General features: G+C 70.6%; 14 protein-coding genes. 8 read left to right on the top strand and 6 right to left on the bottom strand.

The window, feature by feature from the left end:
* Nucleotides 1–29 precede the first annotated feature (29 nt).
* From OHT57_RS40475 to OHT57_RS40460, 4 genes are read left to right on the top strand one after another with little or no spacing between them, the layout of a single operon-like run.
* A complete protein-coding gene (locus OHT57_RS40475; protein WP_328751823.1) occupies nt 30–1,001 on the top strand; it encodes an ABC transporter substrate-binding protein in 972 nt (323 codons plus the stop codon).
* Nucleotides 998–1,771, top strand: a complete 774-nt coding sequence (locus OHT57_RS40470) for an ABC transporter permease (RefSeq protein ID WP_328751822.1) — start codon at nt 998–1,000, stop codon at nt 1,769–1,771. The genes OHT57_RS40475 and OHT57_RS40470 overlap by 4 nt, the downstream gene beginning before the upstream one ends.
* Nucleotides 1,768–2,547, top strand: a complete 780-nt coding sequence (locus OHT57_RS40465) for an ABC transporter permease (protein WP_328751821.1) — start codon at nt 1,768–1,770, stop codon at nt 2,545–2,547. Before OHT57_RS40470 ends, OHT57_RS40465 begins: the two co-directional genes overlap by 4 nt.
* Nucleotides 2,548–2,573: 26 nt before the next feature.
* Nucleotides 2,574–3,401: an ABC transporter ATP-binding protein gene (locus OHT57_RS40460; RefSeq protein ID WP_328751820.1), complete on the top strand. Its 828-nt coding sequence runs from the start codon at nt 2,574–2,576 to the stop codon at nt 3,399–3,401.
* A 66-nt stretch (nt 3,402–3,467) separates the two neighbouring features.
* Here the strand turns inward: OHT57_RS40460 and OHT57_RS40455 are convergent, their stop codons facing one another.
* The gene (locus tag OHT57_RS40455) at nt 3,468–4,118 is read right to left on the bottom strand and encodes an MmyB family transcriptional regulator (protein ID WP_328751819.1); all 651 of its coding nucleotides are present in this window, start codon (nt 4,116–4,118) and stop codon (nt 3,468–3,470) included.
* 224 nt (nt 4,119–4,342) lie between these two features.
* Here OHT57_RS40455 and OHT57_RS40450 point away from each other — a divergent pair, with 224 nt between their 5' ends.
* Together OHT57_RS40450 and OHT57_RS40445 are read left to right on the top strand one after the other, a co-directional pair.
* The gene (locus OHT57_RS40450) at nt 4,343–4,999 is read left to right on the top strand and encodes a helix-turn-helix domain-containing protein (RefSeq protein ID WP_328751818.1); all 657 of its coding nucleotides are present in this window, start codon (nt 4,343–4,345) and stop codon (nt 4,997–4,999) included.
* Between the two features lie 32 nt (nt 5,000–5,031).
* The gene (locus OHT57_RS40445; RefSeq protein ID WP_328753466.1) at nt 5,032–5,562 is read left to right on the top strand and encodes a toxin-antitoxin system, toxin component; all 531 of its coding nucleotides are present in this window, start codon (nt 5,032–5,034) and stop codon (nt 5,560–5,562) included.
* Nucleotides 5,563–5,598: 36 nt separating this feature from the next.
* Here the strand turns inward: OHT57_RS40445 and OHT57_RS40440 are convergent, their stop codons facing one another.
* Nucleotides 5,599–6,621, bottom strand: a complete 1,023-nt coding sequence (locus OHT57_RS40440) for an alpha/beta fold hydrolase (RefSeq protein WP_328751817.1) — start codon at nt 6,619–6,621, stop codon at nt 5,599–5,601.
* 252 nt (nt 6,622–6,873) lie between these two features.
* On the opposite strand from OHT57_RS40440, the gene OHT57_RS40435 reads away from it, so the two are divergent.
* Entirely contained in the window at nt 6,874–7,113 is a 240-nt protein-coding gene (locus OHT57_RS40435; RefSeq protein WP_328751816.1) for a hypothetical protein, read from the top strand.
* A 27-nt stretch (nt 7,114–7,140) separates the two neighbouring features.
* On the opposite strand, the gene OHT57_RS40430 is transcribed toward OHT57_RS40435, so the two are convergent.
* Nucleotides 7,141–7,821, bottom strand: a complete 681-nt coding sequence (locus tag OHT57_RS40430) for a 4'-phosphopantetheinyl transferase family protein (RefSeq protein WP_328751815.1) — start codon at nt 7,819–7,821, stop codon at nt 7,141–7,143.
* On the bottom strand, nt 7,818–8,678 hold the full coding sequence (locus OHT57_RS40425) for a metallophosphoesterase family protein (protein ID WP_328751814.1): 861 nt from the start codon (nt 8,676–8,678) through the stop codon (nt 7,818–7,820). The genes OHT57_RS40430 and OHT57_RS40425 overlap by 4 nt, the downstream gene beginning before the upstream one ends.
* A 265-nt stretch (nt 8,679–8,943) precedes the next feature.
* Between OHT57_RS40425 and OHT57_RS40420 the strand changes: the two genes are divergently transcribed.
* Complete coding sequence (locus OHT57_RS40420) at nt 8,944–10,086, top strand: ATP-grasp domain-containing protein (protein ID WP_328751813.1); 1,143 nt, start codon at nt 8,944–8,946, stop codon at nt 10,084–10,086.
* 156 nt (nt 10,087–10,242) lie between these two features.
* Here OHT57_RS40420 and OHT57_RS40415 read toward each other — a convergent pair whose 3' ends face one another.
* Nucleotides 10,243–11,493 (bottom strand): alpha-L-fucosidase, encoded by a 1,251-nt coding sequence (locus OHT57_RS40415; RefSeq protein WP_328751812.1) that lies wholly within the window; start codon nt 11,491–11,493, stop codon nt 10,243–10,245.
* A 3-nt stretch (nt 11,494–11,496) separates the two neighbouring features.
* Nucleotides 11,497–14,544: an alpha-mannosidase gene (locus tag OHT57_RS40410; RefSeq protein WP_328751811.1), complete on the bottom strand. Its 3,048-nt coding sequence runs from the start codon at nt 14,542–14,544 to the stop codon at nt 11,497–11,499.
* Nucleotides 14,545–14,617: the final 73 nt, after the last annotated feature.

Below are 14,617 nucleotides of genomic sequence, written 5' to 3'. Positions count from 1 at the left end.
GGAACAACCAAGTCTGCACAGGAGGAGCCATGCGTCGTCTGCTCGCCATCCTCACGTCCGGATTATTCCTGGTCACCGCGTCGGCCTGTGGCTCGTCCGGCGATTCGGGGGCCCCGGACGGAGGATCGCCGTCCGGCGGGATCACCACCGTCAAGCTCGGTCTCATACCGATCGTCGATGTCGCGCCGGTCTATCTGGGCCAGAAGAAGGGCTTCTACAGCAAGCACGGCCTGAAGCTGCAGATTTCGAACGCGTCGGGCGGCGCCGCGATCGTGCCCGGGGTCGCCAGCGGGCAGTTCCAGTTCGGATTCTCCAACGTCACCTCCCTTCTCCTCGCCCAGTCGTCCGGGGTGCCGATCAAGGCGGTCTCCAACGGCATCGCCTCAACCGGCGTCGCGGGCAAGGACTTTGCCGCGATTGCCGTGAAGAAGGGCAGCTCGATCAAGTCCGCGAAGGACCTGGAGGGCAAGAAGGTCGCCATCAACACCCTGAAGAACATCAACGAGTCCGCGGTGCGCCAGTCGGTGCGCGCGGCCGGCGGTGACCCGGACAAGGTGAAGTTCGTTGAGCTGGCCTTCGACCAGATGCCCGCCGCACTCGACGGCGGTCAGGTCGACGCGGCCTGCGCGGTCGAGCCCGCGCTGGCCACCATCAAGAGCCAGGGCGGCCAGGTGATCGCCTCCCCGCTGGTGGACGTGGCGAAGGACACCACGGTCGCCATGTACTTCACCTCCACGCAGTACCAGCAGCAGAACGCCGACGTGGTGAAGAAGTTCCAGGAGGCCACCGCCGAGTCCCTCGCCTACGCCGACTCCCACCCGGACGAGGCACGCCAGATCATCACGACGTACACCAAGATCCCGGCGTCGGTGCTGAAGCAGGTGATCCTCCCGAAGTGGCCGGCCGAGCCGAACAGGACCTCCATCGAGGCGCTGGCGAAACTGGGCAAGGAGGACGGGTTCTTCAAGAAGACCCCCGACGTCGACGCGCTCCTTCCATGAGGTTTGAGAACGCGGCGCTGGGCGCCGCCGGTCTCACGGCCTTCCTCGCACTCGGCGAGGTGGTACCGCGCCTCGGCCTGGTCAAGGAGGAGTACTTCCCGCCGACCAGCAGGATCGCGGGCGCCTTCGCGGACGAACTCTCCGACGGCGCCTTCTGGACGGCGCTCGGCGACACCCTCACCGGCTGGGCCATGGGCCTGGCCATCGCCGCCTCCGCGGGCATCGTCATCGGGGTGATCCTCTCGGTCGTGCCGTATCTGCGCGAGGCGACGGCCTCGACGATCGAGTTCCTGCGCCCGATCCCCTCGGTCGCCCTCATCCCGCTGGCGGTACTGCTGTACGGCAGCGAACTGCGCTCGGTGCTGCTGCTCGTCGTGTACGCAAGCTTCTGGCAGGTCCTCATCCAGACGCTCTACGGCGTCCAGGACGTCGACCCCGTCGCCGAGGAGACGGCACGGTCGTACGGGCTCGGCACCTGGGCGCGGATCCGGTACGTGCTGTGGCCGACGGCGCTGCCGTACGTGATGACCGGTGTCCGGCTGGCCGCGGCCGTGGCTCTGATCCTTGCCATCACCGGTGAACTCGTCATCGGGGCACCGGGGTTGGGCGCACGGATCGCGGTCGCGCAGAACTCGCAGGCGGTGCCGGAGATGTACGCGCTGATCGTGGTGACCGGCCTCCTGGGGCTGCTCATCAACGTCGGCGCGCGTACCGTGGAGCGACGGGCGCTGGCCTGGCACCAGTCGGTGCGCGGGGAGGTGGCGGTGTGAGGCGCTTGGCACTCCAGCTCGTGTTCGTGCTCGCGCTGCCGGCGCTGCTGGTCGCGGGCTGGTGGCTGGCCTCCGCCGACAGCACCAACGTGTTCTGGCCCCCGCTGCGCACGATTCTCCGGACCTTCCCGGACGTGTGGACCGGTGAGCGGCTGCGCCACGACGTCCTGCCGAGCATGTGGCGGCTGACGGCCGGGTACGCGCTGGCCGCCGTCATCGGGGTGGCGGTCGGCACCGTCATCGGCACCTACCGGCGGGTGCGGGCGCTGTGCGAGCCGGTCCTGGAGTTCCTGCGGGCGGTCCCGCCGCCGGTGCTGATACCGGTCATCATGCTGTTCGCGGGCATCGGCGACACCATGAAGGTCACGGTGATCGCGAGCGGCTGCGTCTGGCCGATCCTGCTCAACACGGTCGAGGGCGTACGCGCGGTCGACCCGGTGATGCTGGAGACGGCCCGCTCCTACGGCATCACCGGCCCCTCGCGCCTGCGCCACCTGGTGCTGCGTGCGGCGAGCCCGCAGATCTTCGCGGGCCTGCGCCAGGCGCTGTCCATCGGCATCATCCTGATGGTCATCAGCGAGATGTTCGCGGCCAGCAACGGCATCGGCTTCACCGTCGTCCAGTTCCAGCGCAGTTTCGCCGTCCCCGACATGTGGACCGGGATCATCGTCCTCGGTCTGCTCGGTTACCTGCTCTCCGTCGTCTTCCACCTGGTCGAGCGGCGGGTCCTCGCCTGGTACCACGGCCTGCGCGCCTCGGCCCGGCGGTCCCCGTGAGTCACCCGAACGCGAAAGGGCGGTCCATGCACGCGCTGCTTGGCGTATCCGGCCTGAACAAGGTCTACGAGGGATCCGGCCGCCGCGTGGAGGCGCTACGGGATCTCACCTTCACCGTCGAGGCAGGCGAACTCGTGTGTCTCGTCGGCCCGTCGGGCTGCGGCAAGACGACCCTGCTCAAGTGCATGGGCGGTCTGCTCGCCCCCACGGCCGGCGAAGTCCACCTGGCCGGGCGGAAGGTGAGCGGTCCCCCGCCCGGCATGGCGTTCGTCTTCCAGGAGTACGGGCGCAGTCTCTTCCCCTGGATGCGGGTCGCCGACAACGTCGAACTCCCCCTCAAGCAGAAGGACTTGACCAAGTCCAGAAGGCGTGAGCTGGTCACCGACGCGCTGGAGTCGGTGGGCCTCTCGGACGCCGCCACCGCCTACCCCTGGCAGCTTTCGGGCGGTATGCAGCAGCGGGTCGCGATCGCGCGGGCGCTGGCGTACGAGCCCGAAGTCCTGCTGATGGACGAGCCGTTCGCGGCCGTGGACGCGCAGACCCGTGCCGATCTGGAGGATCTCGTACGACGGCTGTGGCGTGATCGCGGCATCACGATCCTGTTCGTCACCCACGACATCGACGAGGCGGTGTACCTGGGCGAACGGGTGATCGTGCTCTCGGCGTCCCCCACCGTCGTACGGGAGCAGCTGAAGGTCGATCTGCCGGACGAGCGGGACCAGTTGCACACCCGTGTGGCTCCGCGCTTCGCCGAGCTGCGCACCCATGTGTACCAGCAGATCCAGGCGGCCAAGCGCGGGGTCGCCGCGCAGGACGTTCCCGTCGCGGAGCCGGACACCACCCCGCCACGCTGACGCGCCCTGAGGGGACCGACATCACTGACGAGGCGCCGTCGACGACCTGAACGCCGACGGTGCCCGTCAGACCTGGGGGGTGGGGACCACCGTGAGGTGGGTCGCCTCGCGGCGCGGGCGACGCCGGGCGGGGGTCGGGCGCAGCACCAGCGTCAGCCTGGTGTAGCCCAGATCGCGCAGGGTGGGCGGGGTCTCGTCGACGATCCGGCAGTCGGTGGTGCCCCAGCGCGGGTCGGGGTGCGTCAAGGGGCGTACGGAGCCGTCGTGCTCCACGGCCTGCTCGCCGACCGCGCGGATCCAGTGCGGCAGGCCCTGCCGGTAGGCGGCGTCCATGATCGGGTCCTGGGCGATGTCCCGGCGGATCGTCTGGAGGGCGTGGTCGTGGCCGTGTTGCTCCACCGCGGCCGCGAAGTGCGCGAGCATCGGCAGACACCAGCGGGACTCGTGTTCGCCCAGGACGCTGCTCGCGTCGGGGTGGAAGAGGACGAACCTGAGGAAGTTGTCGCCCGGCATGGCGGTCGGGTGGGGGCCCACGGCACGGAAAAGTGACGCGAAAGCGGTGTTGGCGAGGACGACGTCCCAGCGGTGGTCGAGGACGACGGACGGGAAGGGGACGGCTTCCAGGAGCGTGGCGTAGTCCTGCAGATACGCCTGGGCTTCGAGCCCCTCGGGGATGGGCCGCAGTTCCGACCGCTGCCCACCTGCCTGATATGCCATCGGGAGGTCACCCCTCTTGCCTATGCGGCCTTCACGCGGCGCCTTGATCCTGCTTCTCTGGAGCAAGCCATGTCAACTATCGTGGCATTCTGCGGCGGTTGACGGCTGAAATTGGCCACAGTTGTGGCGAGACCTGGATGTAAGTTCGAACAACCGGCTACTCTCCGGGAAGTTCACGGCGACTGCCTGTGAGACGTCGGGTGAGAGACGTAGGAGATCTGTCGGTGTCGGATGGCTTCGGGAGCCCGGACGGCGCGGCAACGGTCGTGCTGACGGCCGTCGTCGCCCGCGTCACCGCGCTCGCCGACCGGCTCGGCGTGGCGCACGCGCGGGTCTTCGACACCGGTCGCCTGTCCGTCGCCTCCGGTGTTCCCGAACCCGTGGTCAAGGCCCTGCTCGGCGGGCGCCCGGCGGGCGAACCGGACGTCCAGGCGCGGTTCCTGCAGCGGCTCGACCTGCTGCGCCGTACCCGGCTCAAGCCCAACGGGCGCAAGTACACCCAGCAGGAGATCGCCGACGGTGCGGGCATGTCCCGGCAGCAGGCCGGCGCCCTCATCAACGGCGACCGGCGCCCCACCATGGAGCACTGCGACGCCATCCAGCGGTTCTTCCGGGTGCACGCCGGGTTCCTGACGGCCGAGGACCCGGAGGCGCTCGCGGGCGCGCTCCAGCACACCGAGCAGGAGCTCCTGCACAAGCTCGCCGACCGGGAGCGCGAGGCGGCGGCGGCCGCCGGTGACCCGTTGGAGCGGCTGTTGCTGGACCACGGCGTCCGTGGGATCGCCTGGCGGGCCGCACAGCTGCCCACCGACCAGCACCGTGACAAGGTCGCCGAGTGGCTGGACATGCTCCTGGAGAGCGTCAAGCGGCCCGAGTCCTGATCCGGGAGACAACTGTGGGCATCGGTAAGCACATGCGCCGCCTGAGCGGCGAGTTGGTGGCGGAGCTGGCACTCACCGCGCCGGCACGGCCCGACGACCTGTACGGCGCCCTGTGCGACGCGATGAGCAGACGCCGGGGCCGCCCCGTCCACTTCCGTACGGCGCCCTTCCCGGTCGGCACGGCGAGCGGGCTGTGGCTCGACATGGCCGACCAGGACCTCGTCGTGATCGAGGAACGCACCGCACCCGAGCACCAGTTGGTCATCCTCGGCCACGAGCTGTGGCACATGAACGCCGGCTACTGCTCCCACCACGTCGAGGGCGCCGCCGTCGCCGCCCGGCTCCTCAGCGACGACGCCGACCTCCAGGCCACGGTCCGCAAGGTGGCCGCCCGCAGCCGCTTCGAGCTCGACGACGAGCGGGAGGCGGAGAACTTCGGCCTGCTGCTCGCCAGCAAGTGCCGTACCTGGCTGGCGGGTTCGTCACTGCGGGGCCCGGTGCAGCGCGATCACCTGGCGGGGCGGATCGAGACGTCGCTGGGCTATCTGGGACCACAGGGCTGACCGCGACCGGGGCTGTGGGCCCGGAGTTCGCGCCCCTCACGTGGCGCTGCGTTCGCTCGCCTCTCTGCGCTCACGCTCCACACCACGGGTCCGCGGCGTGCCCGGGGTGCCCTCCCGCAGCAGTTCCCGCCAGTGCTCCCTGCTCCAGTGCGCCGGGTCCGTGGTCGTCGTGAACTCCTCGACCAGGGAGACGAACCGGGCGGGGTCGGTGTGGAACGGGAAGTGGCCCGCGCCTTCGAAGATCTCCAGCCGGCTGCCGGGCATCGCCTCGTGCGCCCCGAAGGCGTGCCGGACGGGCACCACGCTGTCCCGGTCCCCCCACAGCAGCATGGTCGGCATGCCCTCGGTGAGATAGCAGCGGTCGAGCATGGTGACGACCTGGCCGCGCCAGTCGACGACCGCGCGCAGGGTCCTGATGAAGGCGTTGCGCGAGGTCTCGTCGGGGAGGGCGTCGACCAGGTTCAGCAGGTCCGGGGCGTCCTGGCCGAGGTCGGTGTCGAGCAGTTTCATCAGCCGCACCGCGAGGCCCACTTGGAGCCGCATGCCGGGCAGCCGCAGCGAGGACAGCATGAGGTGGGCGCCGGGCAGGGACACCAGCCGCAGCACCGGGTTGACCTCACGGCCCACACCGCCCGCGCTGACCAGGATGAGCCGCTCGGTGCGCTCGGGGAACTGGTAGGCGAACTGCATCGCCACCCCGCCGCCCAGCGAGTGCCCGACCAGCGTGGCCGACTCGATGCCGAGGGTGGTGAGCAGGTCCCGCACACCGTTGGCGTAGGCAGCCACCGAGTAGTCGGCGCGCGGCTTGTCGGAGTCGCCGTGGCCGAGCAGATCGGGGGCGATCACGGTATGGGTGCGCGCGAGGTCGGGGATCAGCTCGGCCCAGGTCGCGGAGGAGTCCCCGATGCCGTGGATGAGCACGAGCGGCGGGCCCTCGCCGGCCATGCGGAAGGCGCGCCGGTAGCCGTGCACGACGCGGTACTGCAGCTCCAGTTCGCCGTCGCCCACCGGGCGCAGCCGGACGGCGCGCACCGGGCGCCGTCGCGGGTCGTCGACCACGTACTCGCCTCCCTTTCGCCTGGCCTTCCCCTGGCCGCGACGAGGCGGCCGAAAGCCCTTCCGTCCAGCGTAGGACCCCTTTCCCCACGGTGATTTCGGTGAGGTTTCGCCTCCGCTAAGCGGGTCGGCGGGCGGGCGCGGAGGCCGGATTGTCAGTGGTGGACGGCAAGCTGGAGACACACACCCGTGCGGGGTGCGACCGACGCGCCCCGGCCGGGGGTGCGACCGACGCCGACCTGGGGAGAGCCGCCGATGCCCACCGCCGTACTGACCGACCGTGAGCGCACCGCCGTCCAGGCGTATCTGCGGCTGCTGCACACGGTCCGAGCCGCTTTCGACACCGCGTCCGGTCCCCCGGACGCCGCCCGGCCGCCGGTGGTCCCGCCGGCGGTCCTCGCCGAGGCCGAACAGGCACTGGCGGACGCGGGCCTCGCGGGCAACGAGGAGGCGTTCTTCAGGCTGTTGAAGAGCTGGCGCCCGCCGCAGGCGTAGCCACGGCCGGCGGTCCGTGCCGTGCGCTCAGCCGTGCGGCACGGTCACGGACGTCGCGACCAGAGCGTCCCGGACCGTCCAGCGCCCCTCGAAGACGCCACGCCGCGCGCCGCCCACCAGCGGGCCGGGGACGAGGAGTTCGGCGTGCAGGGTGCCGCTGAAGGGTTCTCCGGGCTCGACGAGGACCCTGATGTCGGCCTCGGAGAACTCCAGCCACTTGCCGGTGAGCGGGAACCACGCCTTGTACACGGACTCCTTGGCGCTGAACAGCAGCCGGTCCCAGTGGACGGCCGGGTGCGCCTCGGCGAGCTCCCGCAGTCTGTCCCGCTCCGCCGGCAGGGACACGCTCTCCAACACGCCCTCGGGGAGCGGGCCGTGGGGTTCGGCGTCGATACCGAGGGAGGCGAGGTCGGTGGCACGGACCAGGGCGGCGGCGCAGTATCCGTCGCAGTGGGTCATGCTGCCGGTCAGGCCGACCGGCCACTGCGGGGCACCGCGTTCACCGGGCAGGATCGGCTGCGGCGGTACGCCGAGCTTCTCCATGGCCCCGCGGGCGCAGGCCCGCACGGCGGCGAACTCACGACGGCGTTTGGCGACGGCCCGTACGACGATCGCCGCTTCCTCGGGGTAGAGCGTCGCGTTCTCCGGCTCGTCGTGGCCGTACCTCTCGACGGCCACCACCGCGTCGGGCAGCAGGTCCTCGATCACCGTGCGCCGACCTCCCCTGGCACGATCCGGCGCAGCTGTCCGGGCGGCTCCGGCCGCTGCCGCCACTCCCGTGGGTAGCCCACCGACACCTCCTCGAAGCGGACCCCTTCGTGCCAGGTGGTCCGCGGGATGTGCAGATGGCCGTAGACCATGGTCTCCACGCGGAACCTGCGGTGCCAGTCGGCGGTCAGTGCGGTGCCGCACCACATCGCGAACTCGGGGTACCACAGGACGTCGGTGGGGTGCCGGTCCAGCGGGTAGTGGTTGACCAGGACCGTGGGCAGGTCGTCGGGGAGCTCGGCGAGCCTGCGCCCGGTCTCGGCGACCCGGGCCCGGCACCAGGCCTCGCGGGAGGGGTAGGGGTCGGGGTGCAGCAGGAACTCGTCGTTGCAGACGACGCCGGTGCCGTGCGCGTACTCCAGGCCCTGCTCCTTGGTGGTGCAGCCGGCCGGCAGGAACGAGTAGTCGTACAGGAGGAACAGCGGGGCGACGGCGACGGGGCCGCCGGGGCCGTCCCAGACGGGGTAGGGGTCCTCGGGGGTGAGGACGCCGAGCTCCCGGCACATCTCGACGAGGTGGTCGTAGCGGGCGACGCCACGCAGGGTGACGGTGTCCTTCGGGTGGGTCCACAGTTCATGGTTGCCGGGGGCCCAGACGACCTTGCGGAAGCGCCCGGCGAGGGTCTCCAGGGCCCAGCGGACGTCGGCGACGGTCTCCGCCACGTCGCCGGCCACGAGGAGCCAGTCGTCGTCGGTCCCGGGGCGCATCTCCTCGACCAGGGAGCGGTTCTCGGGATAGCCGATGTGCAGATCGCTGACGGCCAGAAGCTGTGCCGCGCCACCGACCGTCGACGTCACCTCTCGCCCCCTCCGAGCTCCCGGGTCGGACCACCAGAACACATTTGCCTGCCTGGTACAAGAGTGGATCGCTGCGCCGACACTCCATGATCGCCGAATCCGTAACACCGGCGTTGCACGCGCACCCCCGGGGACGCCGTATGATCGCCCCAACACCACCGTATGGAACTTCCCTTCGCAAGGGGCGGTTTGGTGTTCCTCCCAGCACACAGCCCGGGCACGGGCCCGCTTCGCTCTGCCCGAAAATGCCCGAAAGGCGGCCTGCATGATCTCTCGCGTACGCGTCTGGCTCAACCGCACGTACGCGGAGAACGTGTTCTTCATGGATCAGCTGCGGCGAAATCCCAGTGATCGGGCCGTCGAGATCCACGCGACACACGGAGACGCCGACTCGCCCGTGCTGGCCGCCGCCGACACCGCCGACCTGGAGCCGGAGGGCCTCTCCCCCGCCGCCTACGTCGAGTTCGCCCTCGACCAGTGCCAGCGGCGCGGCATCGACGTGTTCGTGCCGCGGCTGCACCAGGCCGCGATCGTGGCGCACCGCGTGGACTTCGCCGCGGTCGGCACGGCGCTGCTCGCGCCGCCGCCGGAGGGTGTGGCCGTCTTCCACGACAAGGTCGTCGCCTACGAGGCGGTCCAGAAGATCGGTGTGCCGGTGCCGCCGTGGTGGCGGGTGCGGACCGCGGACGAGCTGGTCGCGGCCGTGGAGGAGCTTGAGGCCGACGGCCACAAGGCGTGCTTCAAGCCGGCGTCCGGCGCGGGCGGCGTGGGCTTCCGGGTCATCACGCGCGCGCCCTTCTCGCTCTCCCTCCTCAACGGCTTCCCGAGCCCGTATGTGTCGCTCGACATGGTCGTCGAGGCGCTGCAGCAGGCCGACGAGCAGGTTGACTGGCTGGTCATGCCGCGTCTGGAGCAGCCGGAGGTGTCGGTGGACACGCTCACCGGGACCGACAACCGGGTGCGGCTGGCGATCGGCCGCACGAAGAACGGGCGGCGGCGCGGTTTCACGCAGCACGAGCAGTGGCTGGAGCCCGCGCGGCTGATCGCGGAGGAGTTCGGGCTGCACTATCTGTCCAACATCCAGTTCCGGATGTTCGGTGACCGTCCTGTTCTCATGGACGTCAACACGCGGCCGGCGGGTGGCTTGCACCAGCTGTCCCTGTGCGGGGTCAACGTGCCTTGGGCTGCTGTGCAGTTGGCGCTCGGGGAGGACCCGGGGGTGATCGAGCCGCCGTTCCTCGGACAGGACTACACCGTGGTGTCGGGAGCGCGTCCGCTGCGGCCCGTCTCGCTTCCGGCCCAGCGCATGGAGGACGCGGGACCCCTTCGCCCTTCCGTGCCGGCACCGGCGCCGATGGCCGCCGAGGTCGACACCGTCGAGGCCGCGGCTTCCGCCCTGCCGCTGTAGGCACCGGCCGGGTGCGGGTCCGCTGTGGCTCGTCGCACAGTTCCCCGCGCCCCTGAGCAGCTCACCTCAGCCGGTATGGCGAGAAGGTCACGGCGGGCCGGAGACCCGCCGTGACCTGTGGCTTGCCGCTCTCTCAAGAGTTGACCGGAATCAACGTCAGGACCGGCCCGCTCCCCGGTACAGCTCCAGGTCCCCGTCCAGTTCGACCTTGAGCACCGTGGCGTACGGATCGAGGTCGGCCTCCGTCGGCGGGTCGATCCACACGATGCCCACGGCCTCGTGCAGGCCGCCGACCACCTCGTGCCCGAGCTCGGTACCGGTGCCGAGGACGCTCACCCTGCGGACCGGGGTGACCAGTCCCCGCAGCCCGATCTCGGCGCGCGGGGCGTCGAAGAGGACCAGATAGAGCGTCCGGCCGTCCGCGGAGAGCGTGCTGGGCCCGTAGTGGTGCCCGGCGGGCAGTCCGCGCACGGTCCCGTACACGGCCTCGGAGTGCTTCGCGATCCACTCCCCCAGGCCTTCGAGGCGCTCGACCTGGGGCGCGGGGATGGTCCCGTCCTCCATCGGTCCGACGTCGAGCAGCAGGTTTCCGCCCCCGCCGATGGTCTCGGTGAAGTAGCGGATCAGCTGGGCGAGCGACTTGTGGTGGTGGTCCTGGTGCCGATACCCCCACGAGTCGTTGATCGTCAGGCACAACTCCCAGGGCCCGTCCGGCGGTTCGATGGGAGCGCCCTGTTCGGGGGTCGCGTAGTCGCCCTCGCTGAGCATGCGCGCGTTGAAGACGACGTCCGGTGCGTACGAGCGGATGAGCGCGGCGAGTTCGGGGATGCGCCACTGCTCCTCGCTGCGCTCCCACTCACCGTCGAACCACATCAGGTCGGGCCGGTGGCGGGAGACCAGCTCCCGGACCTGGCCGTCCCGGTAGGCGATGTACCGCTCCCAGGCCGTCAGGTCCTCGTCCTTCGCCGCGACCTCGGAGTAGCGGTTGTCCTCCTGCTCCGGCGGGCGGCCCGGCTTGCGCGTGGAGGCGTAGTCGGGGTGGTTCCAGTCGGAGTGCGAGTAGTAGAAGCCGACCTTGAGGTCCTTCTCGCGCAGGGCCTCGGTGTAGGGCCCGATGTAGTCCTTGCCGAGGTTCAGGTCGCCGAACTCCGTGTCCCACAGGGCCACACCGTCGTGGTGACGGGTCGTCAGCACCGCGTACCTGGCCCCGGCACGGGCGAACAGGTCGGCCCACGCGCGCGGGTCGTACCTGGCGCCCGTGAACCGCTCCAGCTGGGACATGTACCGGTCGTGCGGGACGATGTCGTCGTAGAACGACCAGGACTCCTGGACGCCGTCCACCGCGTAGATGCCCCAGTGGACGAAGATCCCCAACTTGGCGTCGGTGAACCAGGGTTGCATCGGCATACGTCAGCCCCTCCGCAGCCGGAGCGTCAGCACCTGGAAGGGGCGCAGCGAGACCGCGACCCCGCCGTCGGAGAGCTCGACCGTCTCGTCCTCAAGGGGCCGCTCCAGCAGGTCGGTCACCTGGGCGCCGGCGAGCGGGAACCCGGGACGCAGCACACCGTGAGCGCGGCCGCCGCCCGACTCGTAGAGCCGGACCACGACGTCACCGGACCCGTCGTCGGCGAGCTTGACCGCCTCGACGGTCACGCCCTGGCCGTCGACCGAGACGACCGGCTCCGGGGCACCGGCCGCGTCCGCCACCCGCAGCGGGAGGTTGAGGGAGTAGCCCTCGGCGACGGTGTCCTCGATGCTCGCGCCGGGCAGCAGCGAGTAGGTGAAGCGGTGCTCGCCCTGGTCGGCCTCCGGGTCCGGGATGCGCGGGGCGCGGACCAGGCTGAGCCGGACCGTGGTCGTCGTACCGCCGTCCTCACGGACCGTGCGGGAGACGTCGTGGCCGTAGGTGGAGTCGTTGATGACCGCGACGCCGTAGCCCGGTTCGCCGACGTGGACCCAGCGGTGGCCGGGGACCTCGAAGCGGGCCGCCTCCCAGGTGGTGTTGGTGTGGGTGGGCCGCTGGACGTGGCCGAACTGGATCTCCGCGGAGGAGTGCGCGGCCCGGACGTCCACCGGGAAGGCCGCCTTGAGGATCTTCTCGGCCTCGTGCCAGTCGATCTCGGTCTCGAAGTCGATCCGGGGGCTGTCGGCGCGGAGCGTGATGGTCTGGGTGATCTTCGAGCCCTTGCCGAAGGACCGGGTCACGCGGATCGCACCCGTCAGCGGGTCGTCCGAGACGACCTCGACCGACGTCGGCTCCAGAAGATCCGTGTAGCGGTTCTTGTAGTGCTTGTCGATGTCCCAGGCGTCCCAGTAGTTCGGGAGGTCGGTGTGCAGGCGGAGCAGGTTGCCCTTGTCGCCCAGCACCTCCCGGCCGAAGCGCTGGTCGAAGACGGACGACAGCGTGCCGTCCTCCGCCACCTCCACCCGCACCAGGCCGTTGTCGAGGACGCGACCGGACACGCGGACCGGCTGCGCGGGCTCGGTGCCGGTCAGCGATGCGCTGCCGTTCGCGGGCACCCGCACATACGCCAGGGCCCCTTCGGAGGTACGGACCACTTCGGCCCGGTCGAACGGGCTGGTGTTGAAGACCCGGGTGTCACCGGCCCCCAGCGCGGCCACCGCCTCGGCGGTCAGCACCTCCAGCTCCTCGGCCACGCGGGCGTATTCGGCCTCGGCCTCGCGGTGCACCCAGGCGATCGAGGAGCCCGGCAGGATGTCGTGGAACTGGTGCAGCAGGACCGTCTTCCACAGGCGGTCCAGCTTCTCGTACGGGTAGGAGTAGCCCGGCGCGTGCAGTGCGGCCGTCGTCGCCCACAGCTCGGCCTCGCGCAGCTTGTGCTCGGAGCGGCGGTTGCCCTGCTTGGTGCGGGCCTGCGAGGTGTAGGTGGCGCGGTGCAGCTCCAGGTAGAGCTCGCCGACCCAGACCGGGGCGTCCTCGTACTCGGCGCGGGCCTTGGCGAAGAACTCGTCGGGGTGCTCGACGACGACCTTCGGTGAACCCTCCAGGTCGGCGAGGCGCCGGGCGCGTTCCATGATCTCGCGGGTGGGGCCGCCGCCGCCGTCGCCCCAGCCGAAGGGGGCCAGGGAGCGCGTGCCGACGCCCTTCTCCGAGTAGTTGCGGACCGCGCGGTCCATCTCCTCGCCGCTGAAGCGGGCGTTGTAGGTGTCGACGGGCGGGAAGTGCGTGAAGATGCGGGTGCCGTCGATGCCCTCCCACCAGAAGGTGTGGTGGGGGAACTTGTTGGTCTGGTTCCAGGAGATCTTCTGGGTGAGGAACCAGTCGTTGCCTGCGAGCTTGGCGAGCTGCGGGTAGGCGGCGGTGTAGCCGAAGGAGTCCGGGAGCCAGACACCCTTGGTCTCGACGCCGAAGTGCTCGATGAAGAACCGCTTGCCGTGGATGAGCTGGCGGGCGATGGCCTCGCCGCCGGGCAGGTTGCCGTCGGCCTCGACCCACATGCCGCCGACCGGGGCCCACTGGCCCTTCTTCACGGAGTCCTGGATGCGGGCCCAGACGTGCGGGTAGTTGTCGCGCACCCACTCGTACTGCTGGGCCTGGGAGCAGGCGAAGATGAAGTCGTCGTACTCGTCGGCGAGCGCGGTGACGTTGGAGAAGGTGCGGGACGTCTTGCGCTTGGTCTCGCGGATCGGCCACAGCCAGGCGGAGTCGATGTGGGCGTGGCCGACACCGGAGACCGTGTGCGCGCTCGCGTGGGCGGGCTTGGCGAGGACGGGCGCGAGCACCGCACGGACGGCCGCCGCGCTGCCGGAGACGTCGTCCAGGTCGAGGGCGTCCATGGCCCGGTCCAGGGTGTGCAGGATCTCGTGGCGGCGCGGCTCGTGCTCACCGAGGTGGACCATGACGCCGAGCAGCACCTGGAGGTCCAGGTCGAGGTGGAAGACCTCCTCGTCGAGGACGGCGAGGTCGGCACGCTGGAAGGTGTAGAGGGGCGCCGAGCCCGCGGTGAGCTTGTCGCCCATCGGCGTGACCTTGGAGAAGTTGTCCTTGAGGATGTCCGGGTTGGAGGCCGCCTCGACCAGGTAGTCGATCTCCTCGCCGCCGGTCGCCGGGTTGGCGATCGGGACGTACTGGTTGAGCGGGTTCACCGCCTTCAGGGGGCGGCCGTCGGGCAGGTGCACCAGGGCCTCGGCCTGGTTGCCGGGCCAGTCGCCGACGAAGCCGAGGTCGATGACGGCCTCGACGCGCTTTCCGGCCCACTCGGCGGGCACCCGGCCGCGCATCCGGAACCAGGTGGTGCCCCAGGGCGGGCCCCACGGGGTGTCCATGGCGAAGGGCGCGTACCGGGCGGCCGCGGCCTCCTCGAAGGGGACCGGCTCCCCCGGTGCCTGCCAGGCCTCGACCTCGAAGGGGGCGGTGGCCGCGTAGATCGCGGGCTTGATGCGCTGGTCGTGGGCGCGCTGGACGCGCTCCTCGATGCGGCGGCTTTCGTCGTGCATGAAGGATCTCCAGGGAGGGAGAGGGCGAGCCGGTGGGGCCGGAAGGCGTGGGGAAAGCGCTTACTGAAGGGAG

It is taken from the genome of Streptomyces sp. NBC_00285 (genome assembly GCF_036174265.1).
GTDB lineage: Bacteria > Actinomycetota > Actinomycetes > Streptomycetales > Streptomycetaceae > Streptomyces.
The sequence above is the reverse complement of the archived record's forward strand: the minus strand, read 5'-3'. Positions and strand labels throughout refer to the sequence as shown.